Genomic DNA, 25497 nt, shown 5'->3' on the forward strand with positions numbered 1-25497 from the left:
ATTTAAGCCACTTCCAGCACTTCTTTTGTCGCTTTAACGCCCTGATGCATCAACATCATTAACGCCTCAAGTACGCCGCCGCCAATTGCCCGGGCTTTATCAGAAACGCTGGTGAAATCAGCCGTTTCACCACGTGGATCGATATCACCAATTTTAAAACCACCGACCACCGCCAGTCCGTCGTTCAACAAGCCACGCACCATCCCCGTCAATGGTGCTTTAATTTCATGCTCACCAATCCAGGCAATCACATCGCCCTCTTTCACCAGATCGCCTAATTTCACGTTGGATCGCATAATGCCTGCAGCAGGAGCACGGATCACCCGTCGGGTGGTATGCCCCATAATATTGCCGGGAACACCGGTATTCTCCTGCGCACAACCAGAGTAAATCACCTGACCGAGCCAGTGCCCGCGATTTGTTTCAATTACCGCATGGCAATCCTTCCCAGCAGTAAAGCCCGGCCCAAGCGCGATTGTTACTGGTGCCATATCTGCCCGCGTACCCAAATTCTGTTTCGCCAGAATAGCGTCCACCACGCAAAGCGGTTTCAGTTCATCAAGCAATGAACAGGCGGGATCTACCATCACAGGGATGAATCCGCGTTCGGTAAGTTTCATCGCCTCAGCAGAGCTGGTTGCCAGACGGGCAGTAACACCTTCGACCGTCATTTCGCCGTCGAACACAGCCTGGGCAAACGCCACGGTACAACGAATCACCGTCGGCTTTTCCACTTCCAGCATGATCACTTTAAAACCCGCATGATACAGACGTAGCGCCACACCACTGGCGATATCCCCCGCACCGCGAATCACCACCAGCTGGTGTCCGGAAGGATGAGAAGGTTTCATCATCAGCCCACCCGGCGCGTTATTTTTCACCTGTAATATTTCTGCCAGCACGCTGATGGCGATCTCCTGCGGCGTTTCCGCACCTATGTTGTAACCAACGGGCGCATGTAAACGGGCAATATGTTCTTCAGCCACGCCTTTCTCACGCAATTGACGTAGGAAAAGCTGAACCTTGCGGCGACTTGCCAGCAACCCCAGCCATGCAATGGGCTGTTCAATGAGTTTGTCGAGGGCTTCACGATCCTGATTATTCGTGGCAATCAGGACAAAATTATCAGGGCGAATATCCAGTGCTTCCACTGCCGCACCAAACGACTCAGCATGGAGAAGCGTGGTTGATGGTGGGAATAATTCAGGATTAAGGCTTTCGCGATAAATATCGGCAACGGCAATATCAAATCCTAATAGCGCCGCACTCTGGGCTATCGCCCGGTTGACATGCCCCGCGCCAATCAACACCAGACGAGGACGCATACCATGGACGCTGATAAACACGGACATTGCACCTCCACAATCTGACCCGACAGCATCCACACCGTTACGAGCCATACGTCCATGGAATAATCGCGGCTTACGTTCCTGCAATGCCTGAAGCGACTCTTCAATCACCTTCCGCTCAACCATTCCACCACCAATTGTACCGACGATAGAACCATCGGCGCGCACTAACATTTGTGCAGAATGGCGGGGAGTCGAGCCTCGGCTATCAACAATTTGCGCCATCGCAAACGGACAATTTTGCTCTTCAAGTTTTGCAGCCTCTGTGAAAATATTCATACCAACCTCAATGGATATCCTTTCAGTAACCCGGAATACCCGGGCCGCTAATTCACAAATCTGCGCGCGATTGCAGGATGTTCTTGTATATCGCCCAGCCAGATTGCCTCTACGTCGTGTTGTTGCAGCGGTTGAAGGAGCTCGCTTTGCGCAATCGCATTCTCACATTGAGAAAAACGGTTAATGAACCAGACTCGCCGACAACCTTGCGGTACGTTTTTAAATGCGCCCTGAGGGTGGCGAACCAGCGCAACGAGATCGCTCAGTTGCAAGGTTGCATCAGGTGTTAACCCGGTAATATCAGCAAACTGCGACCAGCGATGGACATTTTCTGTGCTCACTTTCGCACCCAAAATATGTCCTCCCATCACAGCAATCACGCAGCAACTGCTTTTGGGTATGCAAGGTTCGTGCTCATCAGGCGCTTTTAACGGCATTCCACGCGAGCCATCTGCCTCAATGAGAATTACGTCACACTCTGGTCGTTGCACCAGTGCATCAATCGCTTCTGGCATAAATCCCTGCACTTTTCCCTGGTTCGCTTTCCAGCTGTGAAAACAAAATGAAATGGGGGATGTAAGAGACGTATGAGGAAGCATGGCGGGATCACGACAGAAAACCACGGGCCAGTGAGACGTTGGCATAAACATATGTGTCGTCGTAGTGATTAACACACGCCTGCCGCTAGCCTGGAGCAGTTCTGCCAGCCAAAAAAGCAAGCTGGTTTTCCCCCCAGCCCCAACAACAGAAATCACAGTGGGGCGTTTCTGCGCGCCTAAATCAATGAATAATGCCGATGGGTCAACTATACTTTTCACGAGTCTTTATGACCTCTCTGGGATAAATTATCCCCAACTTAATCCATCAGGAAGTAACGCAATTAACAGGCGTTATTAGCCCCTATTAATAATGGAACCACTATGTCAGCCATCGACTGTATAATTACCGCTGCCGGATTATCATCAAGAATGGGGCAATGGAAAATGATGTTACCCTGGCAAGAGGGAACAATTCTTGATGCAAGTATCAAAAATGCGTTGCAGTTTTGTAGCCGAATTATTTTAGTCACCGGCTATCGTGGTAATGAACTGCACGAACGTTATGCGAACCAGAGTAATATCACTATTATCCACAACCCAAATTATGCGCAGGGTTTACTGACATCAGTAAAGGCCGCAGTACCCGCGGTGCAAACCGAACATTGTTTTCTCACCCACGGTGACATGCCAACCCTCACCATCGATATTTTTAGAAAAATCTGGTCGTTACGTAATGATGGCGCAATACTGCCACTCCATAAAGGTATCCCCGGCCATCCGATTTTAGTGTCAAAGCCATGCCTGATGCAGGCAACCCAGCGACCCAATGTCACCAATATGCGTCAGGCACTCCTTATGGGAGAACATTATTCCGTCGAAATAGAGAATGCAGAAATAATTTTAGATATTGATACTCCGGACGACTTTATTACAGCGCAAAAAAGGTATACTGAAATTTAGAAAACGTAGTTAAACGTTTGCGTTCAAATATTTAAACCATCCAGCCTGCTTTATCATTATGATAAGGAATCACTGATTTTGAGAAAAGAGAAAAAGTGATAAATGGGCTGGTAATAATAATTCCCAGGAGTGATTTTAATTCTCATTTGGCACCTGTGAGTTCATTCACAAAAAGCCCTTAAGTTTCGAGCCGCCTCACATTTTTTTATATTTCCCGCCAAACCTGGCAAGAGTGGTGCGATTGTTGCTCTATCCCCCTAAACCACCGGATTTCTCAACACCGGTCACTCAATGATATCTGTATAAGCTAAGGAGAGGGTTATGGGGGATATTATGCGTCCCATTCCGTTTGAGGAACTTTTGACGCGCATATTTGATGAATACCAACAACAACGCTCAATCTTTGGTATTCCCGAGCAACAGTTTTACTCACCCGTAAAAGGTAAAACTGTTAGCGTCTTCGGTGAAACCTGTGCCACTCCCGTCGGCCCTGCCGCTGGTCCGCACACGCAGCTCGCGCAAAATATTGTCACATCCTGGCTGACTGGCGGACGCTTCATCGAACTAAAAACCGTCCAAATTCTTGACCGCCTGGAGCTGGAAAAGCCCTGTATTGATGCCGAAGACGAGTGCTTTAACACCGAATGGTCCACCGAATTTACCCTGCTTAAAGCCTGGGATGAATACCTCAAAGCCTGGTTTGCCCTGCACCTTCTCGAAGCGATGTTCCAGCCTTCTGATTCCGGTAAATCGTTCATCTTTAATATGAGCGTCGGTTACAACCTCGAAGGTATTAAGCAACCGCCGATGCAACAGTTCATCGATAATATGATGGACGCATCTGACCATCCGAAATTCGCTCAATATCGCGATACGCTGAATAAATTACTCCAGGATGACGCATTTTTAGCCCGCCACGGCTTACAGGAAAAACGCGAATGCTTGCAGGCCTTACCGGCACGCATCCCCACCAGCATGGTACAAGGCGTTACCCTCTCCACGATGCACGGCTGTCCTCCGCATGAAATCGAAGCCATTTGCCGCTACATGCTGGAAGAAAAAGGGCTCAATACCTTTGTGAAACTCAACCCGACCTTACTGGGGTACGCGCGTGTTCGTGAGATCCTCGATGTCTGCGGTTTCGGTTACATAGGCTTAAAAGAAGAGTCATTTGATCACGACCTCAAGCTGACGCAAGCGCTGGAAATGCTGGAACGCCTGATGGTACTGGCAAAAGAAAAATCACTCGGCTTTGGCGTCAAACTGACCAATACCCTCGGCACCATTAATAACAAAGGTGCACTGCCTGGTGAAGAGATGTATATGTCAGGCCGTGCGCTGTTCCCGCTCTCCATCAATGTTGCAGCAGTTCTCTCTCGCGCCTTTGACGGCAAACTGCCCATTTCTTATTCCGGTGGTGCCAGTCAGCTGACTATCCGCGATATTTTTGATACTGGTATTCGCCCTATTACTATGGCAACCGACCTGCTGAAACCTGGCGGCTATCTGCGCTTAAGTGCCTGCATGCGCGAGCTGGAAGGCTCCGACGCCTGGGGGCTTGACCATGTTGACGTCGAACGACTGAACAAACTGGCAGCAGACGCGTTAACCATGGAATACACGCAGAAACACTGGAAGCCAGAAGAGCGTATTGAAGTGGCAGAAGACCTGCCGCTGACCGACTGCTACGTTGCACCGTGCGTTACTGCTTGCGCCATTAAACAGGATATTCCGGAATACATCCGTCTGCTTGGCGAACACCGCTATGCCGACGCACTGGAACTCATCTACCAACGCAACGCCCTGCCCGCCATTACCGGTCATATTTGCGATCACCAGTGCCAATACAACTGTACCCGCCTGGATTACGACAGTGCGCTGAATATCCGCGAACTGAAAAAAGTCGCGCTGGAAAAAGGTTGGGATGAATATAAGCAACGCTGGCACAAACCAGCCGGTTCTGGTTCACGCCATCCGGTTGCCGTGATTGGTGCAGGTCCGGCGGGTCTGGCAGCAGGTTACTTCCTTGCCAGAGCGGGCCATCCGGTTACGCTGTTTGAACGCGAAGCCAATGCGGGCGGCGTGGTGAAAAATATCATTCCTCAGTTCCGTATTCCTGCAGAGTTAATTCAGCACGATATCGATTTTGTTGCCGCTCACGGCGTGAAATTTGAGTATGGCTGCTCACCCGATCTGACCGTTGAACAGTTAAAAAATCAGGGCTTCCACTATGTTCTGATTGCCACCGGCACTGATAAAAATAGCGGTGTGAAATTGGCGGGCGACAACCAAAATGTGTGGAAATCACTCCCCTTCCTGCGTGAATACAACAAAGGCACTACGCTCAAGCTGGGCAAGCATGTGGTCGTTGTCGGGGCGGGTAACACCGCAATGGACTGCGCTCGTGCGGCGTTACGCGTTCCAGGCGTAGAAAAAGCAACGGTCGTTTATCGTCGTTCACTGCAAGAGATGCCCGCATGGCGCGAAGAGTATGAAGAAGCGTTGCACGACGGCGTGGAGTTCCGTTTCCTGAATAATCCGGAACGTTTCGATGCTGATGGCACCTTAACCTTGCGCGTTATGTCGCTTGGCGAACCTGATGAGAAAGGTCGTCGCCGTCCGGTTGAAACCAACGAAACAGTAACACTGCATGTAGACAGCCTGATCACCGCCATTGGCGAACAGCAGGATACTGAAGCCCTGAATGCGATGGGCGTGCCGCTGGACAAAAATGGCTGGCCAGACGTCGACCATAATGGCGAAACTCGTCTGACTGACGTCTTTATGATCGGCGACGTACAGCGCGGACCATCCTCCATTGTCGCTGCTGTCGGAACTGCGCGTCGGGCTACCGATGCCATCCTTAGTCGGGAAAATATCCGTTCCCACCAGAACGATAAATACTGGAACAACGTCAATCCGGCGGAAATCTATCAACGCAAAGGCGATATCTCTATCACCCTGGTGGATAGCGACGATCGTGACGCGTTTGTCGCCCAGGAAGCCGCTCGCTGCCTTGAATGTAACTACGTTTGCAGCAAGTGTGTGGATGTCTGCCCGAACCGCGCCAACGTATCCATTGCGGTCCCTGGCTTCCAGAACCGTTTCCAGACGCTGCACCTCGACGCTTACTGTAACGAATGCGGCAACTGTGCTCAGTTCTGTCCGTGGAACGGTAAACCGTACAAAGACAAAATCACCGTCTTCAGCCTGTCGCAAGACTTTGATAACAGCAGCAACCCAGGCTTCCTTGTGGAAGATTGCCGGGTACGAGTACGTCTGAATAACCAAAGCTGGGTGTTAAACATCGACAGCGAAGGTCAGTTCAACAACGTACCACCGGAGCTGAACGATATGTGCCGCATCATTAGCCATGTCCACCAGCATCATCATTATCTGCTGGGCCGCGTGGAGGTGTAATCATGTTGATTCTGAAGAATGTCACCGCAGTGCAGTTACACCCGGCGAAAGTGCAGGAAGGCGTTGATATCGCCATCGAAAATGATGTGATTGTCGCTATCGGCGATGCGCTGACGCAACGCTACCCCGATGCCAACTACAAAGAGATGCATGGTCGGATTGTGATGCCGGGAATTGTCTGCTCGCACAACCATTTTTACTCGGGGCTTTCCCGTGGAATTATGGCAAACATCGCCCCCTGCCCGGATTTCATTTCAACGCTGAAAAATCTCTGGTGGCGGCTCGATCGCGCCCTTGATGAAGAGTCGCTCTATTACAGCGGGCTGATTTGTTCACTGGAAGCGATTAAGAGCGGCTGTACATCTGTTATCGATCACCATGCCTCTCCGGCGTATATCAGCGGGTCGCTCTCCACATTGCGCAACGCATTTTTAAAAGTTGGCCTGCGTGCGATGACCTGTTTTGAAACCACTGACCGTAACAACGGCATTAAAGAACTACAGGAAGGAGTAGAGGAAAATATCCGCTTCGCCCGTCAGATTGATGATGCGAAGAAAGCGGCAACTGAACCGTATCTGGTAGAGGCTCATATTGGTGCTCACGCGCCGTTTACTGTGCCGGATGCCGGTCTGGAAATGCTGCGTGAGGCCGTGAAAGCCACAGGCCGTGGTTTACATATTCACGCTGCGGAAGACCTTTACGATGTTTCCCATAGTCATCACTGGTACGGCAAAGATCTGCTGGCACGATTAGCGCAATTCGATCTCATCGACAGCAAAACGCTGGTCGCTCATGGGCTTTATCTGTCTAAAGACGACATCGCGTTGCTCAATCAGCGTGATGCATTCCTGGTGCATAACGCCCGTTCAAACATGAACAACCATGTCGGCTACAACCATCATCTTTGCGACATCCGCAATCTGGCGTTGGGTACGGACGGTATTGGTTCAGATATGTTTGAAGAGATGAAATTTGCCTTCTTTAAACATCGCGATGCGGGTGGTCCGCTGTGGCCTGACAGCTTTGCCAAAGCTCTGGCTAACGGCAACGAACTGATGAGCCGCAACTTTGGCGCGAAATTTGGCCTGCTGGAAACCGGTTATAAAGCCGATTTAACCATTTGCGATTACAACTCGCCGACGCCACTGCTGGCAGACAATATCGCTGGACATATCGCTTTCGGCATGGGTTCAGGCAGCGTCCACAGCGTGATGGTCAACGGCGTTATGGTCTATGAAGACCGTCAGTTTAACTTCGATTGCGATTCCATTTATGCGCAAGCCAGAAAAGCCGCTGCTGCTATGTGGCGTCGGATGGATGCGCTGGCATAAATGACAAATACCCTCTTCCCGCAGGGAAGAGGGTTAAATAAGGAAAGAAGATGATTGAACAATTTTTCAGGCCCGACTCTGTCGAACAGGCGCTGGAACTGAAGCGCCGCTACCAGGATGAAGCCGTCTGGTTCGCCGGAGGCAGTAAACTCAACGCCACACCAACCCGTACCGATAAAAAGATTGCCATATCCTTACAGGATCTGGAACTGGACTGGGTTGACTGGGATAACGGTGCATTGCGGATTGGCGCGATGTCTCGCTTGCAAACACTGCGTGATGCACGGTTTATTCCTGCAGCACTGCGTGAGGCTCTCGGCTTTGTCTATTCTCGCCATATTCGTAATCAGTCGACCATTGGTGGTGAAATCGCCGCCCGGCAGGAAGAGTCGGTGCTGCTTCCCGTCCTGCTGGCACTAGATGCCGAACTGGTTTTTGGCAACGGTGAAACTCTGTCAATTGAGGAGTACCTGGCCTGCCCATGCGATCACCTGCTAACCGAAATCATCATTAAAGATCCGTATCGCACCTGTGCGACTCGCAAAATTAGCCGTTCTCAGGCTGGGTTAACGGTAGTAACGGCAGCCGTTGCGTTTACCGATCACGACGGTATGCGAATTGCGTTGGATGGCGTGGCCAGTAAAGCACTGCGTCTGCACGATGTTGAAAAACAAAACCTGGAAGGCAATGCACTTGAACAGGCTGTCGCCAACGCCATTTTCCCGCAGGAAGATTTGCGGGGCAGCGTGGCCTATAAACGCTATATCACGGGAGTTCTGGTAGCCGACCTTTATGCCGACTGCCAACAGGCTGGGGAGGAAGCCGTATGATCATCCACTTTACTTTAAATGGCGCGCCTCAGGAGCTAACCGTTAATCCAGGCGAAAACGTGCAAAAGCTGTTGTTTAACATGGGAATGCACTCTGTACGCAACAGCGATGATGGATTCGGGTTTGCCGGTTCTGACGCAATTATCTTTAACGGTAATATCGTTAACGCGTCCTTGCTTATCGCCGCACAGTTAGAGAAGGCAGATATTCGTACCGCAGAGTCTCTGGGCAAATGGAACGAGTTAAGTCTGGTTCAACAGGCAATGGTTGATGTTGGCGTGGTGCAGTCTGGTTATAACGATCCAGCTGCGGCTCTGATTATCACTGATCTGCTCGAGCGTATCGCCGCACCGACCCGCGAAGAGATCGACGACGCGCTTTCTGGTTTGTTCAGTCGCGATGCAGGCTGGCAACAATACTATCAGGTCATTGAACTGGCGGTTGCACGTAAAAATAACCCGCAGGCCACCATTGATATCGCTCCGACTTTCCGCGATGACCTTGAAGTCATTGGTAAGCATTATCCTAAAACTGATGCCGCAAAAATGGTGCAGGCGAAACCCTGCTATGTTGAAGACCGCGTAACGGCTGACGCCTGCGTCATTAAAATGTTACGTAGCCCTCACGCTCACGCACTGATTACTCACCTGGATGTCAGCAAAGCTGAAGCCTTACCAGGCGTCGTCCACGTTATTACTCATCTGAATTGCCCGGATATCTACTACACCCCGGGTGGTCAGAGCGCACCGGAACCGTCACCGCTTGACCGCCGTATGTTCGGCAAGAAAATGCGTCACGTCGGCGATCGCGTTGCTGCGGTCGTCGCAGAAAGTGAAGAAATTGCGCTCGAAGCACTGAAGCTCATCGACGTTGAATATGAAGTGCTTAAACCTGTAATGTCGATTGACGAGGCAATGGCGGAAGATGCGCCTGTCGTGCACGATGAACCGGTGGTGTATGTTGCTGGTGCGCCAGATACTCTGGAAGACGATAACAGCCATGCAGCCCAGCGCGGCGAGCATATGATCATCAACTTCCCGATCGGTTCTCGCCCCCGTAAAAATATCGCCGCCAGTATTCATGGTCATATTGGCGATATGGACAAAGGCTTTGCCGATGCCGATGTGATCATTGAGCGAACCTATAACTCAACGCAGGCGCAGCAGTGCCCGACTGAAACTCATATATGCTTTACCCGTATGGACGGCGATCGTCTGGTTATCCACGCCTCCACCCAGGTACCATGGCACTTACGCCGCCAGGTCGCGCGCCTCGTGGGCATGAAACAACATAAAGTTCATGTAATTAAAGAGCGAGTTGGCGGCGGTTTTGGGTCTAAACAGGACATCCTGCTGGAAGAAGTGTGCGCCTGGGCAACCTGCGTGACCGGGCGTCCGGTACTGTTCCGCTACACCCGTGAAGAAGAGTTTATTGCTAACACCTCTCGTCACGTCGCGAAAGTCACCGTCAAACTGGGGGCAAAGAAAGATGGTCGCCTGACGGCCGTGAAGATGGATTTCCGCGCCAACACAGGCCCTTACGGCAATCACTCACTCACCGTACCATGTAACGGACCGGCGCTGTCGCTGCCGTTATATCCGTGCGATAACGTCGATTTCCAGGTCACCACCTACTACAGCAACATTTGTCCAAATGGTGCTTATCAGGGTTATGGTGCACCGAAAGGTAACTTCGCTATCACTATGGCATTAGCGGAACTGGCTGAACAGTTACAGATCGACCAACTGGAAATTATCGAACGTAACCGGGTACACGAAGGGCAAGAGCTGAAAATTCTCGGTGCGATTGGTGAAGGTAAAGCGCCGACCTCCGTTCCTTCCGCCGCCAGCTGCGCGCTGGAAGAGATCCTGCGTCAGGGTCGCGAGATGATCCAATGGTCTTCACCAAAACCGCAAAATGGTGACTGGCACATCGGTCGCGGCGTCGCCATTATCATGCAGAAATCGGGGATCCCGGATATCGATCAGGCTAACTGCATGATTAAACTGGAATCGGACGGTACCTTTATTGTTCATTCTGGCGGTGCGGATATTGGTACTGGTCTGGATACCGTGGTGACGAAACTGGCAGCAGAAGTGCTGCACTGCCCACCGCAGGACGTGCATGTTATCTCCGGTGATACCGATCATGCGTTGTTTGATAAAGGCGCATATGCCTCGTCCGGTACTTGCTTCTCGGGTAACGCGGCGCGTTTGGCAGCGGAAAATCTGCGGGATAAAATTCTGTTCCACGGCGCGCAAATGTTGGGTGAGCCAGTGGCAGATGTTCAACTAGCAACGCCGGGCGTCGTGCGCGGCAAGAAAGGCGAAGTTAGTTTCGGGGATATTGCCCATAAAGGCGAAACCGGCACCGGTTTTGGTTCACTGGTGGGAACTGCCAGTTATATCACGCCTGATTTCGCCTTCCCGTATGGCGCAAACTTTGCTGAAGTTGCCGTCAACACACGTACGGGTGAAATCCGCCTGGATAAATTCTACGCCTTGCTGGACTGTGGTACACCGGTCAATCCAGAGTTAGCGTTGGGACAAATCTACGGAGCCACCCTGCGTGCTATCGGGCACAGTATGAGCGAAGAAATCATTTATGACGCCGAAGGCCACCCGTTAACGCGTGATTTACGCAGTTACGGCGCACCGAAAATTGGTGACATTCCGCGTGATTTCCGCGCTGTGCTGGTGCCGAGCGACGATAAAGTCGGCCCATTCGGGGCGAAATCAATCTCAGAAATCGGTGTAAATGGCGCAGCTCCGGCGATTGCTACCGCAATTCACGATGCCTGCGGCATCTGGTTACGCGAATGGCATTTCACACCGGAGAAAATACTCACCGCGCTGGAAAAAATATAAATAATAAATGGCCGCTTCGGCGGCCTGTTTCTCTGTTTGAACGATGACTAAATAGTTGACTGCGAAAATGAGATAAGCCGTTCTCAAGGCGTCCTGCGCCCCAAATTCGTGGGAATTTATTTTACTGATTCAGATGATCAAATTTACTTTAAAAGGAGTGAAGGGATGTCTGATATAAACCATGCAGGTTCTGACCTTATATTTGAACTGGAGGATCGCCCTCCCTTTCATCAGGCTCTCGTTGGTGCCATTACCCATCTGTTGGCAATTTTCGTTCCGATGGTAACCCCTGCGTTAATCGTGGGTGCGGCCTTACAGCTTTCCGCTGAAACAACCGCCTATCTTGTTTCTATGGCGATGATCGCCTCTGGTATTGGTACCTGGTTACAGGTAAACCGCTATGGCATCGTCGGTTCTGGCCTACTCTCAATTCAGTCAGTCAATTTTTCATTTGTTACAGTCATGATTGCGCTGGGCAGCAGCATGAAAAGCGATGGTTTTCACGAAGAGTTAATCATGTCGTCGCTTCTCGGCGTCTCCTTCGTTGGCGCATTTCTGGTTGTCGGCTCTTCTTTTATCCTGCCCTATTTACGTCGGGTTATTACACCTACCGTTAGCGGCATTGTGGTGCTGATGATCGGCTTAAGCCTGATTAAAGTCGGCATTATCGATTTTGGTGGAGGATTTGCTGCCAAAAGCAGCGGTACGTTCGGCAATTACGAACATCTCGGCGTTGGTTTATTGGTTTTGATTGTGGTGATCGGCTTTAACTGCTGCCGCAGTCCGTTACTACGCATGGGAGGGATTGCCATTGGGCTATGTGTCGGTTATATCGCGTCGTTATGCCTGGGCATGGTGGATTTCAGCAGTATGCGCAATTTGCCGTTAATCACCATCCCGCATCCGTTCAAATACGGGTTTAGTTTCAGCTTCCATCAGTTCCTGGTGGTCGGCACGATTTATTTGCTTAGCGTGCTGGAAGCTGTCGGTGATATCACCGCCACGGCAATGGTTTCCCGCCGCCCCATCCAGGGAGAAGAGTATCAGTCGCGTCTGAAAGGCGGCGTACTGGCAGATGGCCTGGTTTCGGTTATCGCTTCCGCTGTCGGTTCATTACCGTTAACCACGTTTGCGCAAAATAATGGGGTTATTCAGATGACCGGTGTCGCTTCACGTTATGTCGGGCGAACCATCGCGGTCATGTTGGTTATTCTCGGCTTGTTTCCGATGATTGGCGGCTTCTTCACGACCATTCCCTCGGCTGTTCTGGGAGGCGCAATGACGTTGATGTTTTCCATGATTGCCATCGCTGGGATTCGCATCATCATCACCAACGGATTAAAGCGCCGTGAAACACTTATTGTCGCCACTTCTTTAGGTTTAGGGCTTGGCGTCTCCTACGACCCGGAAATTTTTAAAATATTGCCAGCCTCTATTTATGTATTAGTTGAAAACCCTATTTGTGCTGGTGGATTAACTGCGATTTTATTAAATATTATCCTCCCTGGTGGCTACCGACAGGAAAACGTTCTGCCTGGTATTACCTCAGCGGAAGAGATGGATTAACAGTAAAGGAGTCAATGATGTCAGGAGAACACACGTTAAAAGCGGTACGAGGCAGTTTTATTGATGTCACCCGTACGGTCGATAACCCGGAAGAGATTGCCTCTGCGCTGCGGTTTATTGAGGATGGTTTATTACTCATTAAACAGGGAAAAGTGGAATGGTTTGGCGAATGGGAAGACGGAAAGCATCAAATTCCTGACACCATTCGCGTGCGCGACTATCGCGGCAAACTGGTAGTACCGGGCTTTGTCGATACACATATCCATTATCCGCAAAGTGAAATGGTTGGGGCCTATGGTGAACAATTGTTGGAGTGGTTGAATAAACACACCTTCCCTACTGAACGTCGTTATGAGGATTTAGAGTACGCCCGCGAAATGTCGGCGTTCTTCATCAAGCAGCTTTTACGTAACGGAACCACCACAGCGTTGGTGTTTGGTACCGTTCATCCGCAATCCGTTGATGCGCTGTTTGAAGCCGCCAGTCATATCAATATGCGTATGATTGCCGGTAAGGTGATGATGGACCGCAACGCACCGGATTATCTGCTCGACACTGCCGAAAGCAGCTATCACCAAAGCAAAGAACTGATCGAACGCTGGCACAAAAATGGTCGTCTGTTGTATGCGATTACGCCACGCTTCGCCCCAACCTCATCTCCTGAACAGATGGCGATGGCGCAACGCCTGAAAGAAGAGTATCCCGACACATGGGTACATACCCATCTTTGTGAAAATAAAGATGAAATTGCCTGGGTCAAATCGCTTTATCCTGACCATGATGGTTATCTGGATGTTTACCATCAGTACGGTCTGACAGGTAAAAATTGTGTCTTTGCTCACTGCGTCCATCTCGAAGAGAAAGAGTGGGATCGTCTCAGCGAAACCAAATCCAGCATTGCTTTCTGTCCTACCTCCAACCTTTACCTCGGCAGTGGCTTATTCAACTTGAAAAAAGCATGGCAGAAGAAAGTCAAAGTGGGCATGGGGACTGACATTGGCGCAGGAACAACTTTCAACATGCTGCAAACGCTGAACGAAGCCTACAAAGTGTTGCAATTACAAGGCTATCGCCTCTCGGCATATGAAGCGTTTTACCTTGCCACGCTCGGCGGGGCGAAATCTCTGGGCCTTGACGATTTGATTGGCAACTTTTTACCTGGCAAAGAGGCTGATTTCGTGGTGATGGAACCCACCGCCACCCCGCTACAGCAGCTGCGCTATGACAACTCTGTTTCTTTAGTCGACAAATTGTTCGTGATGATGACGTTGGGCGATGACCGTTCGATCTACCGCACCTACGTTGATGGTCGTCTGGTGTACGAACGCAACTAATAATAAAACTTTAACATCCTCGTGAGGACATCATTATGTCTGGAGACATCCTACAAACACCGGACGCACCAAAGCCACAAGGCGCGCTGGATAATTATTTTAAAATTACCGCTCGTGGCAGTACCGTTCGTCAGGAAGTACTGGCTGGCTTAACGACCTTTCTGGCCATGGTTTATTCCGTTATCGTCGTTCCGGGAATGCTGGGCAAAGCAGGTTTTCCTCCCGCAGCTGTGTTTGTTGCCACCTGTCTGGTCGCGGGCTTCGGCTCGTTGCTGATGGGCTTGTGGGCCAACTTGCCAATGGCGATTGGTTGCGCTATTTCCTTAACGGCATTTACCGCATTCAGTCTGGTACTCGGGCAACAAATTAGCGTTCCTGTCGCACTGGGTGCGGTCTTTCTGATGGGCGTCATCTTCACCGCCATTTCTGTAACCGGTGTGCGAACCTGGATATTACGTAATTTACCGATGGGTATCGCTCACGGCACAGGTATCGGTATCGGCCTGTTTCTGCTGCTGATTGCTGCTAACGGTGTGGGAATGGTTATCAAAAACCCGATTGAAGGCTTGCCGGTGGCGCTCGGTGCGTTTACCTCCTTCCCGGTGATGATGAGCTTACTGGGTCTGGCGGTCATCTTCGGTCTGGAAAAGTGCCGCGTACCTGGCGGGATCTTGTTGGTGATTATTGCAATTTCGATCATCGGCTTAATCTTTGATCCAGCGGTGAAGTACCACGGTCTGGTGGCGATGCCCAGTCTGACTGGCGAAGATGGTAAGTCTCTGATTTTCAGCCTCGATATTATGGGGGCACTCCAGCCAACTGTACTTCCGAGTGTACTGGCATTGGTGATGACCGCAGTGTTCGACGCCACCGGTACCATCCGTGCCGTCGCCGGTCAGGCGAATTTGTTAGATAAAGACAACCAGATCATCAACGGCGGTAAAGCCCTGACCAGTGACTCAGTAAGTTCAATATTCTCCGGCCTGGTGGGTGCTGCGCCCGCAGCGGTTTATATCGAATCAGCGGCAGGAACCGCCGCCGGGGGTAAAACAGGGTTGACCGCAACCGTAGTGGGGGCGTTATTCCTGTTGATTCTGTTTTTATCACCACTGTCATTTTTGATCCCTGGTTACGCCACTGCACCCGCTCTGATGTACGTAGGTTTGCTGATGTTAAGTAACGTCTCGAAGCTGGATTTCAACGATTTTATTGACGCAATGGCTGGCCTGGTGTGTGCCGTGTTTATCGTTCTGACTTGTAATATCGTTACCGGTATTATGCTGGGCTTTGTGACACTGGTCGTAGGCCGCGTCTTTGCACGCGAATGGCAAAAGCTGAATATTGGTACGGTAATCATTACTGCCGCACTGGTCGCATTTTACGCGGGTGGATGGGCTATCTAATAGATTCTCCGCGCCTTTCAGCGCGGAGAATTCTTTCAGAGAGGATTCTCACCGCTGGCAACAATACGCTGCTGGCGGACTCGCCTGAGTTCTCTTTCAGTAAGCAACTGCAGCGCCTGTGTCGGGCAAGATTCAACGCAGGCAGGCCCCTCTTCCCGCTGTTCACAGAGATCGCATTTCACAATTTGTTGCCGGGTATCCCCCGGCAACGACTGAATGGTTATCATCCCAAACGGGCACGCACTGACGCAACTCTGACAGCCAATACAACGGGCAGAATTGGCCTGCACCACCTGCTCGCCCATCGTCAGCGCTCCCACGGGGCAAGCGCCAACACAAGGGGCGTTTTCACACTGATGGCACATCACCGGCGCACTGATGCAGTCCAGTCGCTGTACCTTCAGCCGGGGTAAAAAGACATCGGCATTCAACTCCTGTTCTGAAGGGTGAGCGACCACACAGGCCACTTCACAAGTACGGCAGCCAATACAGTCAGCCGGATTAACGATAATTAACGATTTCATCACGATGCCTTCGAATCAAACAGAGTTAACATATCGCGCGCCGCTTGCCTTCCTGCGGCCATTGCAGTGACAACCAGATCCGCGCCATGAACTGCATCCCCACCAGCAAAGACTTTTTTCAGGTGCGTCTGGGTAGGTAAATACCCGACGTCCCCGGTTTGAATCAGGCCCCATTTATCGAGCTTAATTCCGCTGCCTTGCAACCACGGCATGGCATGCGCCTGGAAACCAAAGGCCATAATCAGAACATCGGCAGGCAGCTCAAACTCTGAACCCGCTACCGGACGAGGACGACGGCGTCCATCCGGACCCGGCTCACCCATAGCGGTACGAATAAGGCCCACCGCAGTTAAACGCCCATCTACGTCACAAGCGATATATTGCGGCTGAACATTGAACTGAAACTCGACACCTTCCTCGCGCGCATTGACCACCTCTTTGCGCGAGCCCGGCATACTGACTTCATCACGACGATACGCGCAGGTCACGCTGGCGGCATTGAGGCGGATGGAAGTCCGCAAACAATCCATGGTCGTATCGCCACCGCCCAATACCACGACTCGCTTACCTTCCACATCCGTCAGCGGATACTCTTCAGACTCCGGCAATCCCATCAACTGGCGGGTATGGGCAGTCAGGAACGGTAGAGCCTGAATGACACCGGGCGCATCTTCATGCGGCAGATCTGCTCGCATCATCCCGTAAGTCCCCACGCCGATGAAAACGGCATCATATTCAGAAGTTAAATCGCTAAAGGTAATATCGCGGCCAATTTCACAGTTAAGATGAAAGTCGATTCCCATTGCGGTGAATATCTCTCGCCGCTGGCTTAATACCGTTTTATCGAGTTTGAAAGGAGGTATGCCAAAAGTCAGCATACCGCCAATTTCTGGATGGCGATCAAAGACATCAACCTGAACTCCTGCGCGCGCCAGAATATCAGCACACCCTAACCCTGCAGGCCCTGCGCCAATCACCGCCACTTTTTCGATACGGGGAACAACATGGCTGACATCAGGACGCCAGCCCATCGCCAGCGCGGTATCGGTGATGTAGCGTTCCAGATTACCGATAGAGACTGCGCCAGAGTGATCTTTCAAAGTACATGCGCCTTCACAAAGACGGTCCTGTGGACATACCCTGCCGCAGATTTCTGGTAAGGAACTGGTCTGGTGGCAAAGTTCTGCCGCTTCAATAATCTTTCCTTCCTGCACCAGACGGATGTAATCCGGAATAGCGTTATGCAGCGGGCAATGCCAGTTGCAGTTAGCTTTTTCGGCGCAATAAACACAGCGGTCACTCTCATAAGTCGCTTGTTGTGGATCCAGCCCGCAATAAATTTCGCCAAAGTGGGTTTTCCGTTCACTCGCTGAAATTTTATCTGCGCCTTTACGCGAGTTAACGGGGAGCAACGCTGCACTGCGAGATGGCTGAGCGTCTGATGACGCTTTTCCTGCTGCCGTTTTGCGCTGGCGGGCCACCTTTATCTGCTGCAACCCTTTATCGTCCATCAGCCGTAACGCCTGTGTTGGGCATACGTCAATACAGGCTTGCGTGCCGGAACTGCGCTGGTTACAAAGGTCGCATTTCTGCGCAATCGTATCGACCATCTCAACGACGCCAAAGGGGCAAGCGATTGCGCATCTTTTACAACCAATACATTTTTGCTCGTCCAGTTGTACGCTATCGGGCTGGAAAGTCAGAGCATTAACCGGACAAGCCGTAACGCAAGGAGCATTGTTGCAGTGATGACAGGCCACCGGATTCGCAGCCTGGCCTTTCCCTACAACGTGGATACGCGGTCGAAAGTCACTGTGACTCAGCGGCCAGTTTTCTTGATTGTGTGCCACCGCACAGGCAATTTCACAAGCATGACAGCCTATACATTCCGCAGCTTCAGCAGCGATAAACTTATTCATTTGCATCCCTTTCATTTAATGAGTTATGTCTTCTCAAAGTTCGCGATGCAATAAACGGGCATATATTAGGTAGAATGACTTTTTAATTATAAGTTTGTGACTAAGTTCAAATTATTACCCCTCAATCTGTGCCGCTTTCATTATTTCAACATCAAGGTCCAAAAGAGAGCTATCCAGATAAACTTGATTAAATGCGAGAGAGCTACATGCCAGAATGATTAATAAAATATCAATATGAGAAAATTGCAGATAATTCCACTGTCTGGTTCTCTTCTCATTTTCGTAGTTTAATCACGATTATGTGATTGCCTCCGCAATTCCTGTCTCTAACTCCCCTTCCTTGCAAAAACTGGCACTCCACGAGCATGTGTTTAAACAGTTTCATGAACGTAAACGGTTGCTTTTTACTCTGGCGGGCGAAAGGAGAAACACTGATGAGCGCCATAGATTCCCAACTTCCCTCATCTTCAGGGCAAGACCGCCCAACTGATGAGGTTGACCGCATATTATCACCAGGAAAGCTGATCATACTCGGTCTGCAACACGTCCTTGTAATGTACGCAGGTGCAGTCGCTGTTCCTCTTATGATTGGTGACCGACTGGGCCTCTCAAAAGAAGCTATTGCGATGCTCATTAGCTCGGATCTCTTTTGCTGCGGGATCGTCACATTATTACAATGTATCGGTATCGGCCGCTTTATGGGGATCCGTCTGCCGGTGATTATGTCGGTAACCTTTGCTGCTGTAACACCAATGATAGCCATTGGCATGAACCCGGATATCGGCCTGCTGGGGATATTTGGTGCCACTATCGCCGCGGGATTTATCACCACATTATTAGCACCACTTATCGGTCGCTTAATGCCTTTATTCCCGCCACTGGTTACCGGTGTGGTTATTACTTCTATCGGGCTTAGCATTATTCAGGTCGGTATTGACTGGGCCGCTGGAGGTAAAGGGAATCCGCAATATGGTAATCCCGTTTATTTAGGTATCTCCTTTGCCGTCTTAATTTTTATCTTGCTCATTACTCGCTATGCGAAAGGATTTATGTCCAACGTCGCCGTATTACTGGGGATTGTATTTGGCTTTTTACTTTCGTGGATGATGAATGAAGTCAATTTGTCCGGGCTACATGATGCTTCGTGGTTTGCGATTGTCACCCCAATGTCGTTTGGTATGCCGGTATTTGACCCCGTTTCTATTCTAACCATGACCGCTGTGTTAATCATCGTGTTTATCGAGTCGATGGGGATGTTCCTGGCACTGGGTGAAATAGTCGGTCGTAAACTCTCTTCGCACGATATTATTCGCGGGCTGCGTGTCGATGGTGTAGGGACAATGATAGGCGGAACGTTTAACAGCTTCCCCCACACGTCATTTTCTCAAAACGTTGGCCTGGTTAGCGTGACTCGCGTTCATAGTCGCTGGGTGTGTATTTCTTCGGGGATCATATTAATCATGTTTGGCATGGTGCCCAAAATGGCGGTGCTGGTAGCCTCGATTCCGCAATTTGTGCTTGGCGGCGCAGGGCTGGTGATGTTCGGCATGGTACTGGCGACGGGGATTCGAATTCTGTCGCGCTGTAACTACACCACTAACCGTTACAACCTCTATATTGTGGCGATCAGTCTCGGCGTTGGCATGACTCCGACGCTCTCACACGATTTCTTTTCTAAGTTACCGGCCGTACTGCAACCGTTGCTGCATAGCGGCATTATGCTCGCAACCCTTAGCGCCGTTGTGCTGAACGTCTTCTTTAATGGCTATCAGCATCATGCTGATCTGGTGAAGGAATCCGTCTCTGATAAAGATTTAAAAGTCAGGACAGTACGTATGTGGCTTCTGATGCGCAAGCTGAAGAAAAATGAGCATGGAGAATAATATGAATCTTTTAATGCGCGCTATATTCAGTCTGTTGTTGCTTTTTACTCTCTCTATTCCTGTCATTTCTGACTGTGTTGCAATGGCCATTGAAAGTCGCTTCAAATATATGATGCTGCTTTTTTAAATGGTTTTACCTGTCGACATCCGCTCAAAACGGGCGGTTGTCGATAAACGCTCACTTGGTTAATCATTTCACTCTTCAATTATCTATAATGATGAGTGATTAGAATTACATGTGAGAAATTATGCAAACGGAACACGTCATTTTATTGAATGCACAGGGAGTTCCCACGGGTACGCTGGAAAAGTATGCCGCACACACGGCAGACACTCTCTTACATCTCGCGTTCTCCTGCTGGCTGTTTAATGCCAAAGGGCAATTATTAGTTACCCGCCGCGCCCTTAGCAAAAAAGCATGGCCGGGCGTGTGGACTAACTCGGTTTGTGGGCACCCACAACTGGGCGAAAGCAACGAATACGCGGTGATCCGCCGTTGCCGCTTTGAACTGGGTGTGGAAATAACAGCACCAGAACCGGTCTATCCTGACTTTCGCTACCGCGCCACCGATCCGAATGGCATTGTAGAAAATGAAGTATGTCCGGTATTTGCCGCACGCACGACCAGTGCGTTACAGATCAACGATGATGAAGTGATGGATTATCAATGGTGTGATTTAGCAGCGGTTTTACGCGGTATTGATGCCACGCCGTGGGCGTTCAGTCCGTGGATGGTGATGCAGGCGACAAATCGCGAAGCCAGAAAACGATTATCTGCATTTACCCAGCTTAAATAAAAAACCCCGACATTTGCCGGGGTTGTGAGCATAACGTAATGCTTATTTCACCGGACGCATCGCCGGGAACAGAATAACGTCGCGGATGGTATGGCTGTTGGTGAACAGCATTACCATACGGTCGATACCAATTCCCAGACCTGCTGTCGGCGGTAAGCCGTGTTCCAGTGCGGTGACATAATCTTCGTCGTAGAACATCGCTTCGTCGTCGCCTGCGTCTTTCGCGGCAACCTGATCCAGGAAGCGCTGCGCCTGATCTTCCGCGTCATTCAGCTCGCTAAAACCGTTACCGATTTCACGACCACCAATGAAGAACTCAAAGCGGTCAGTGATTTCCGGGTTAACGTCATTACGACGCGCCAGCGGAGAAACTTCTGCCGGATATTCAGTAATGAAGGTCGGCTGAATCAGATGTGCTTCTGCCACTTCTTCGAAGATCTCGGTAACGATACGGCCCAGACCCCAGCTCTTCTCAACGTGGATGCCGATAGATTCAGCAATCGCTTTCGCAGAGTCGAAGTTGTCCAGATCCGCCATGTCGGTTTCCGGGCGATATTTCTTGATCGCTTCACGCATGGTCAGTTTTTCGAACGGTTTACCGAAGTCCAGCGTCACGTCGCCGTAGGTCACTTCCGTCTTACCGAGAATATCCTGTGCCAGAGTACGGAACAGCGATTCGGTCAGCTCGATCAGATCTTTGTAATCCGCGTAAGCCATATAGAGTTCCATCATGGTGAACTCTGGGTTATGACGTACGGAAATACCTTCGTTACGGAAGTTACGGTTGATTTCGAATACACGCTCGAAGCCACCAACCACCAGACGCTTGAGGTACAGTTCCGGCGCGATACGCAGGTACATGTCGAGATCCAGCGCATTGTGATGGGTGATAAACGGACGCGCCGCCGCGCCGCCTGGGATCACCTGCATCATCGGCGTTTCAACTTCCATAAAGCCACGATTCACCATGAACTGGCGAATGCCAGAGAGGATCTGCGAACGCACTTTAAAGGTGTTGCGGGATTCATCGTTAGAAATGAGATCCAGATAACGCTGACGATAGCGCGCTTCCTGATCCTGCAAACCGTGGAATTTGTCCGGCAGCGGACGCAGTGCTTTGGTCAGCAGACGCAGCTCGGTACAGTGGATAGACAGTTCACCCGTTTTGGTTTTGAACAGTTTACCTTTCGCGCCGAGGATATCGCCGAGATCCCATTTTTTGAATTGATCGTTGTAAACGCCTTCCGGTAAATCGTCACGGGCAACGTACAGCTGAATGCGGCCGCCAACGTCCTGCAGAGTAACGAAGGAGGCTTTACCCATAATACGACGGGTCATCATGCGGCCAGCAACGGCAACTTCGATGTTCAGCGCTTCCAGTTCTTCGTTCTCTTTACCGTCGAATTCTGCGTGCAATTGGTCAGAGGTATGATCGCGACGGAAATCGTTCGGGAAGGCAATCCCCTGCTCGCGCAGGTTCGCCAGCTTCTCACGACGCGTTTTCAGTTCATTGTTAAGATCGACTACCGCGTCAGCGCCCTGTGCGTGTTGTTCAGACATGTTGGTTCCTCATAACCCTGCTTTCAAACTTGCTTCGATAAATTGATCCAGGCTGCCGTCCAGCACGGCCTGCGTGTTGCGGGTTTCTACCCCGGTGCGCAGATCTTTAATGCGGGAGTCATCAAGGACATAAGAACGAATCTGGCTGCCCCAGCCGATGTCGGATTTGTTATCTTCCATCGCCTGTTTCTCGGCATTTTTCTTCTGCATCTCCAGTTCATAAAGCTTCGCTTTCATCTGCTTCATGGCCTGGTCTTTATTCTTGTGCTGGGAACGGTCGTTCTGGCACTGGGTCACGATCCCGGTTGGGATGTGAGTAATACGCACCGCAGATTCGGTACGGTTAACGTGCTGACCACCCGCGCCGGATGCGCGATAAACGTCGATGCGCAGATCCGCCGGATTGATTTCGATATCGATATCATCATCGACTTCCGGGTAAACAAACGCGGAGCTGAACGACGTGTGGCGACGACCGCCGGAGTCAAACGGGCTCTTACGCACCAGGCGGTGAACGCCAGTTTCTGTACGCAGCCAGCCGTAAGCGTAATCGCCGGAGATTTTGATAGTCACGGATTTAATACCCGCCACTTCACCTTCCGACTCTTCGATAATTTCAGTTTTGAAACCACGCGATTCAGCCCAGCGCAGATACATACGCTCAAGCATGCTCGCCCAGTCCTGTGCTTCCGTACCGCCAGAACCTGCCTGAATATCGAGGTAGCAGTCGGCGCTATCATATTCGCCAGAGAACATACGACGGAACTCAAGCTGCGCCAGTTTTTCTTCCAGGGCGTCGAGTTCAGCAACGGCTTCGTTAAAGGTTTCTTCGTCGTCAGCTTCTACAGCCAGCTCCAGCAGACCAGAAACATCTTCCAGCCCCTGTTTCATTTGGTCGAGGGTGTCGACAACGGCTTCGAGGGAGGAACGCTCTTTACCCAGCGCCTGTGCGCGTTCGGGTTCGTTCCAGACATCCGGCTGTTCCAGCTCGGCGTTTACTTCTTCCAGACGCTCTTTCTTGGCGTCATAGTCAAAGATACCCCCTAAGAACGTCGGAGCGTTCCGTGAGGTCCTGAATGCGATTATTTACCGGATTAATTTCAAACATGGTCTGATTTCTTTTATTGAGCTAGTCAAAATGCGGTGATAAGAGCGGGATTGTACCCAATCCACGCTCTTTTTTATAGATAATATGACGCTAAATTGGCCAGATATTGTCGATGATAATTTGCAGGCTGCGGTTGCCGCGAAACTCGTTGATATCCAGCTTGTAAGCCAGTTGCACTTCGCGCACGCCGTTATCCGGCCAGAGGGCGGTATCGACATTAAAAGCAATACCGTCCAGCAGCGGACCGCCGCCGACCGGTTCGACCATGACTTTCAAATGACGCTCGCCCACCAGCCGCTGTTGCAGCAGACGGAAATGACCGTCAAACAGCGGCTCCGGGAACATCTGCCCCCACGGGCCAGCATCGCGCAGCAGCTGCGCCACTTCCATGGTCATTTCGGCTGGGCTTAGCGGACCGTCTGACACCACTTCGCCTTGCAATAGCGAAGGGTCCAGCCACTCAGTAACCAGTTCGCCAAACCGTTGCTGAAAGAGTTCGAATTTATCCTCTTCCAGCGACAGGCCTGCCGCCATCGCATGACCGCCAAACTTCAGCATCATGCCGGGGTAGAGTGTGTCTAGCCGCTCCAGCGCATCACGCATATGCAGCCCCTGAATGGAGCGACCGGAACCTTTCAGCGTACCGTCACCCGCAGGCGCAAAAGCGATAACCGGACGGTGAAAACGCTCTTTAATACGCGAAGCCAGAATACCGACAACGCCCTGATGCCATTCCGGGTGATACATTGCCAGCCCGCCGGGTAGCGTGTCGCGGCTGCGCTCCAGTTTCTCGCACAGGGTCAGGGCTTCAACCTGCATTCCCTGTTCGATCTCTTTTCGCGTCTGGTTTAGCGCATCGAGTTCATTTGCCAGTACTCGCGCTTCGCCGATATTGTCGCACAGCAACAGCGCCACACCAACGGACATATCATCCAGTCTCCCGGCTGCATTGAGACGTGGCCCCAGCGCAAAACCTAAATCGCTGGCGGCGAGTTTTTGCGCATCGCGGTTGGCCACTTCCAGCAACGCTTTAATCCCTGGACGGCACTTTCCGGCACGGATGCGACTCATCCCCTGCCAGGTCAGAATGCGATTATTAGCATCCAGCGGCACGACGTCCGCCACTGTCCCCAACGCGACCAGATCCAGCAGTTCTGCCAGGTTAGGAATTGCGATGCCGCGCTCATCAAACCAGCCCTGATCGCGCAAAAAGGTGCGCAGCGCCAGCATCAGATAAAACGCCACCCCCACGCCTGCCAGTGATTTCGACGGGAAATTGCAGTCGCGCAAGTTAGGGTTAATGATCGCTTTCGCCGCGGGTAATGTTTCGCCCGGCAAATGGTGATCGGTAACAATAACCGGAATGCCCAACGATCGAGCATGTTCAACCCCCGTATGGGAGGAAATGCCGTTATCCACCGTGACAATTAACTGCGCGCCACGGGCATGGGCCTGATCGACCACTTCCGGGCTTAAGCCGTAACCGTCTTCGAAACGGTTTGGTACCAGGTAGTCGATATTGCTGCAACCAAGCGAGCGCATCGCCAGCACGCTTAGAGCCGTGCTGGTGGCACCGTCGGCGTCGAAGTCACCGACCACCATAATCCGCGTTCCTTCGCGAAAAGCGTTGTAAAGGATCTCAACGGCCTTTTCGACGCCGCTCAGTTGCTGCCAGGGCAGCATACCTTTAACACTGCGTTCCAGTTCTTGCGCACTGCGTACTCCCCGGCTGGCATATAAACGGCGCAGCAAGGGAGGCAATTCAGCGGGCAAGTCTGCCGTTTCATCGACTTCACGGCGACGAAGTTGTATCTGTTGTTTCACGCGA

The 25497-nt window shown here is 51.1% G+C and carries 19 protein-coding genes; 11 read left to right on the plus strand and 8 right to left on the minus strand.

Annotated elements, in window-relative coordinates; genetic code table 11:
- Positions 1-2: 2 nt before the first annotated feature.
- Together yqeB and yqeC are read right to left on the minus strand one after the other, a co-directional pair.
- Positions 3-1628: a selenium-dependent molybdenum cofactor biosynthesis protein YqeB gene (gene yqeB, locus BGE37_RS00425; protein ID WP_001020405.1), complete on the minus strand. Its 1626-nt coding sequence runs from the start codon at positions 1626-1628 to the stop codon at positions 3-5.
- A 47-nt stretch (positions 1629-1675) separates the two neighbouring features.
- A complete protein-coding gene (gene yqeC, locus BGE37_RS00430) occupies positions 1676-2446 on the minus strand; it encodes a selenium cofactor biosynthesis protein YqeC (protein WP_105276702.1) in 771 nt (256 codons plus the stop codon).
- Positions 2447-2548: 102 nt separating this feature from the next.
- Between yqeC and mocA the strand changes: the two genes are divergently transcribed.
- The 8 genes from mocA (at position 2549) to ghxQ (ending at position 15878) form a co-directional block, all read left to right on the plus strand.
- Positions 2549-3127 carry a molybdenum cofactor cytidylyltransferase gene (gene mocA, locus BGE37_RS00435; protein WP_032185058.1) on the plus strand — a complete coding sequence of 193 codons (579 nt, stop codon included), beginning with the start codon at positions 2549-2551 and terminating at the stop codon, positions 3125-3127.
- Positions 3128-3448: 321 nt separating this feature from the next.
- On the plus strand, positions 3449-6547 hold the full coding sequence (ygfK, locus tag BGE37_RS00440) for a putative selenate reductase subunit YgfK (protein ID WP_105276703.1): 3099 nt from the start codon (positions 3449-3451) through the stop codon (positions 6545-6547).
- A gap of 2 nt (positions 6548-6549) precedes the next feature.
- Complete coding sequence (gene ssnA, locus BGE37_RS00445; RefSeq protein WP_105276704.1) at positions 6550-7878, plus strand: putative aminohydrolase SsnA; 1329 nt, start codon at positions 6550-6552, stop codon at positions 7876-7878.
- A gap of 50 nt (positions 7879-7928) precedes the next feature.
- Positions 7929-8708 (plus strand): molybdopterin-dependent oxidoreductase FAD-binding subunit, encoded by a 780-nt coding sequence (gene ygfM / locus BGE37_RS00450; RefSeq protein ID WP_105276705.1) that lies wholly within the window; start codon positions 7929-7931, stop codon positions 8706-8708.
- Positions 8705-11575, plus strand: a complete 2871-nt coding sequence (locus BGE37_RS00455) for a molybdopterin-dependent oxidoreductase Mo/Fe-S-binding subunit (protein ID WP_105276706.1) — start codon at positions 8705-8707, stop codon at positions 11573-11575. The genes ygfM and BGE37_RS00455 overlap by 4 nt, the downstream gene beginning before the upstream one ends.
- A 165-nt stretch (positions 11576-11740) precedes the next feature.
- Positions 11741-13141 (plus strand): xanthine/proton symporter XanQ, encoded by a 1401-nt coding sequence (gene xanQ, locus BGE37_RS00460; protein ID WP_001280192.1) that lies wholly within the window; start codon positions 11741-11743, stop codon positions 13139-13141.
- A gap of 17 nt (positions 13142-13158) precedes the next feature.
- A complete protein-coding gene (guaD, locus tag BGE37_RS00465; protein ID WP_001352959.1) occupies positions 13159-14475 on the plus strand; it encodes a guanine deaminase in 1317 nt (438 codons plus the stop codon).
- Between the two features lie 35 nt (positions 14476-14510).
- Positions 14511-15878 carry a guanine/hypoxanthine transporter GhxQ gene (gene ghxQ / locus BGE37_RS00470; RefSeq protein ID WP_000012163.1) on the plus strand — a complete coding sequence of 456 codons (1368 nt, stop codon included), beginning with the start codon at positions 14511-14513 and terminating at the stop codon, positions 15876-15878.
- Between the two features lie 35 nt (positions 15879-15913).
- Here ghxQ and BGE37_RS00475 read toward each other — a convergent pair whose 3' ends face one another.
- Positions 15914-16402 carry a 4Fe-4S dicluster domain-containing protein gene (locus tag BGE37_RS00475; protein ID WP_000838417.1) on the minus strand — a complete coding sequence of 163 codons (489 nt, stop codon included), beginning with the start codon at positions 16400-16402 and terminating at the stop codon, positions 15914-15916.
- Positions 16402-18321 carry a formate-dependent uric acid utilization protein YgfT gene (gene ygfT, locus BGE37_RS00480; protein ID WP_105276707.1) on the minus strand — a complete coding sequence of 640 codons (1920 nt, stop codon included), beginning with the start codon at positions 18319-18321 and terminating at the stop codon, positions 16402-16404. The genes BGE37_RS00475 and ygfT overlap by 1 nt, the downstream gene beginning before the upstream one ends.
- Positions 18322-18755: 434 nt before the next feature.
- On the opposite strand from ygfT, the gene uacT reads away from it, so the two are divergent.
- Both uacT and yqfG read left to right on the plus strand, forming a co-directional pair.
- A complete protein-coding gene (gene uacT, locus BGE37_RS00490) occupies positions 18756-20204 on the plus strand; it encodes a urate/proton symporter UacT (RefSeq protein ID WP_001354956.1) in 1449 nt (482 codons plus the stop codon).
- A 1-nt stretch (position 20205) separates the two neighbouring features.
- Positions 20206-20331 carry a protein YqfG gene (gene yqfG / locus BGE37_RS00495; RefSeq protein WP_001050745.1) on the plus strand — a complete coding sequence of 42 codons (126 nt, stop codon included), beginning with the start codon at positions 20206-20208 and terminating at the stop codon, positions 20329-20331.
- On the opposite strand, the gene BGE37_RS25505 is transcribed toward yqfG, so the two are convergent.
- Entirely contained in the window at positions 20306-20398 is a 93-nt protein-coding gene (locus tag BGE37_RS25505) for a hypothetical protein (RefSeq protein ID WP_223344823.1), read from the minus strand. The genes yqfG and BGE37_RS25505 overlap by 26 nt on opposite strands.
- 54 nt (positions 20399-20452) lie before the next feature.
- Here BGE37_RS25505 and idi point away from each other — a divergent pair, with 54 nt between their 5' ends.
- On the plus strand, positions 20453-21001 hold the full coding sequence (gene idi / locus BGE37_RS00500) for an isopentenyl-diphosphate Delta-isomerase (protein ID WP_105276708.1): 549 nt from the start codon (positions 20453-20455) through the stop codon (positions 20999-21001).
- Between the two features lie 42 nt (positions 21002-21043).
- On the opposite strand, the gene lysS is transcribed toward idi, so the two are convergent.
- The 3 genes from lysS to recJ all read right to left on the minus strand — a co-directional run bounded on the left by lysS (position 21044) and on the right by recJ (position 25493).
- Entirely contained in the window at positions 21044-22561 is a 1518-nt protein-coding gene (lysS, locus tag BGE37_RS00505) for a lysine--tRNA ligase (RefSeq protein ID WP_000003061.1), read from the minus strand.
- Positions 22562-22570: 9 nt separating this feature from the next.
- A protein-coding gene (gene prfB / locus BGE37_RS00510; protein ID WP_001701073.1) for a peptide chain release factor 2 occupies positions 22571-23669 on the minus strand; the annotation gives its coding sequence in 2 pieces (ribosomal slippage) (positions 22571-23593 and positions 23595-23669; 1098 coding nt in all).
- Positions 23670-23759: 90 nt separating this feature from the next.
- Entirely contained in the window at positions 23760-25493 is a 1734-nt protein-coding gene (recJ, locus tag BGE37_RS00515) for a single-stranded-DNA-specific exonuclease RecJ (RefSeq protein ID WP_105276709.1), read from the minus strand.
- Positions 25494-25497: the final 4 nt, after the last annotated feature.

The organism is Escherichia sp. MOD1-EC6300 (assembly GCF_002965045.1).
Taxonomy (GTDB): domain Bacteria; phylum Pseudomonadota; class Gammaproteobacteria; order Enterobacterales; family Enterobacteriaceae; genus Escherichia; species Escherichia coli_F.

Excerpts from the sequence above, each read along its gene's own strand:
- yqeB (WP_001020405.1), bottom strand. The coding sequence starts at position 1,628 with ATGAATATTTTCACAGAGGCTGCAAAACTTGAAGAGCAAAATTGTCCG.
- mocA (WP_032185058.1), top strand. The coding sequence starts at position 2,549 with ATGTCAGCCATCGACTGTATAATTACCGCTGCCGGATTATCATCAAGA.
- ygfK (WP_105276703.1), top strand. The coding sequence starts at position 3,449 with ATGGGGGATATTATGCGTCCCATTCCGTTTGAGGAACTTTTGACGCGC.
- ssnA (WP_105276704.1), top strand. The coding sequence starts at position 6,550 with ATGTTGATTCTGAAGAATGTCACCGCAGTGCAGTTACACCCGGCGAAA.
- ygfM (WP_105276705.1), top strand. The coding sequence starts at position 7,929 with ATGATTGAACAATTTTTCAGGCCCGACTCTGTCGAACAGGCGCTGGAA.
- BGE37_RS00455 (WP_105276706.1), top strand. The coding sequence starts at position 8,705 with ATGATCATCCACTTTACTTTAAATGGCGCGCCTCAGGAGCTAACCGTT.
- xanQ (WP_001280192.1), top strand. The coding sequence starts at position 11,741 with ATGTCTGATATAAACCATGCAGGTTCTGACCTTATATTTGAACTGGAG.
- guaD (WP_001352959.1), top strand. The coding sequence starts at position 13,159 with ATGTCAGGAGAACACACGTTAAAAGCGGTACGAGGCAGTTTTATTGAT.
- ghxQ (WP_000012163.1), top strand. The coding sequence starts at position 14,511 with ATGTCTGGAGACATCCTACAAACACCGGACGCACCAAAGCCACAAGGC.
- BGE37_RS00475 (WP_000838417.1), bottom strand. The coding sequence starts at position 16,402 with ATGAAATCGTTAATTATCGTTAATCCGGCTGACTGTATTGGCTGCCGT.
- ygfT (WP_105276707.1), bottom strand. The coding sequence starts at position 18,321 with ATGAATAAGTTTATCGCTGCTGAAGCTGCGGAATGTATAGGCTGTCAT.
- uacT (WP_001354956.1), top strand. The coding sequence starts at position 18,756 with ATGAGCGCCATAGATTCCCAACTTCCCTCATCTTCAGGGCAAGACCGC.
- yqfG (WP_001050745.1), top strand. The coding sequence starts at position 20,206 with ATGAATCTTTTAATGCGCGCTATATTCAGTCTGTTGTTGCTTTTTACT.
- BGE37_RS25505 (WP_223344823.1), bottom strand. The coding sequence starts at position 20,398 with ATGATTAACCAAGTGAGCGTTTATCGACAACCGCCCGTTTTGAGCGGA.
- idi (WP_105276708.1), top strand. The coding sequence starts at position 20,453 with ATGCAAACGGAACACGTCATTTTATTGAATGCACAGGGAGTTCCCACG.
- lysS (WP_000003061.1), bottom strand. The coding sequence starts at position 22,561 with ATGTCTGAACAACACGCACAGGGCGCTGACGCGGTAGTCGATCTTAAC.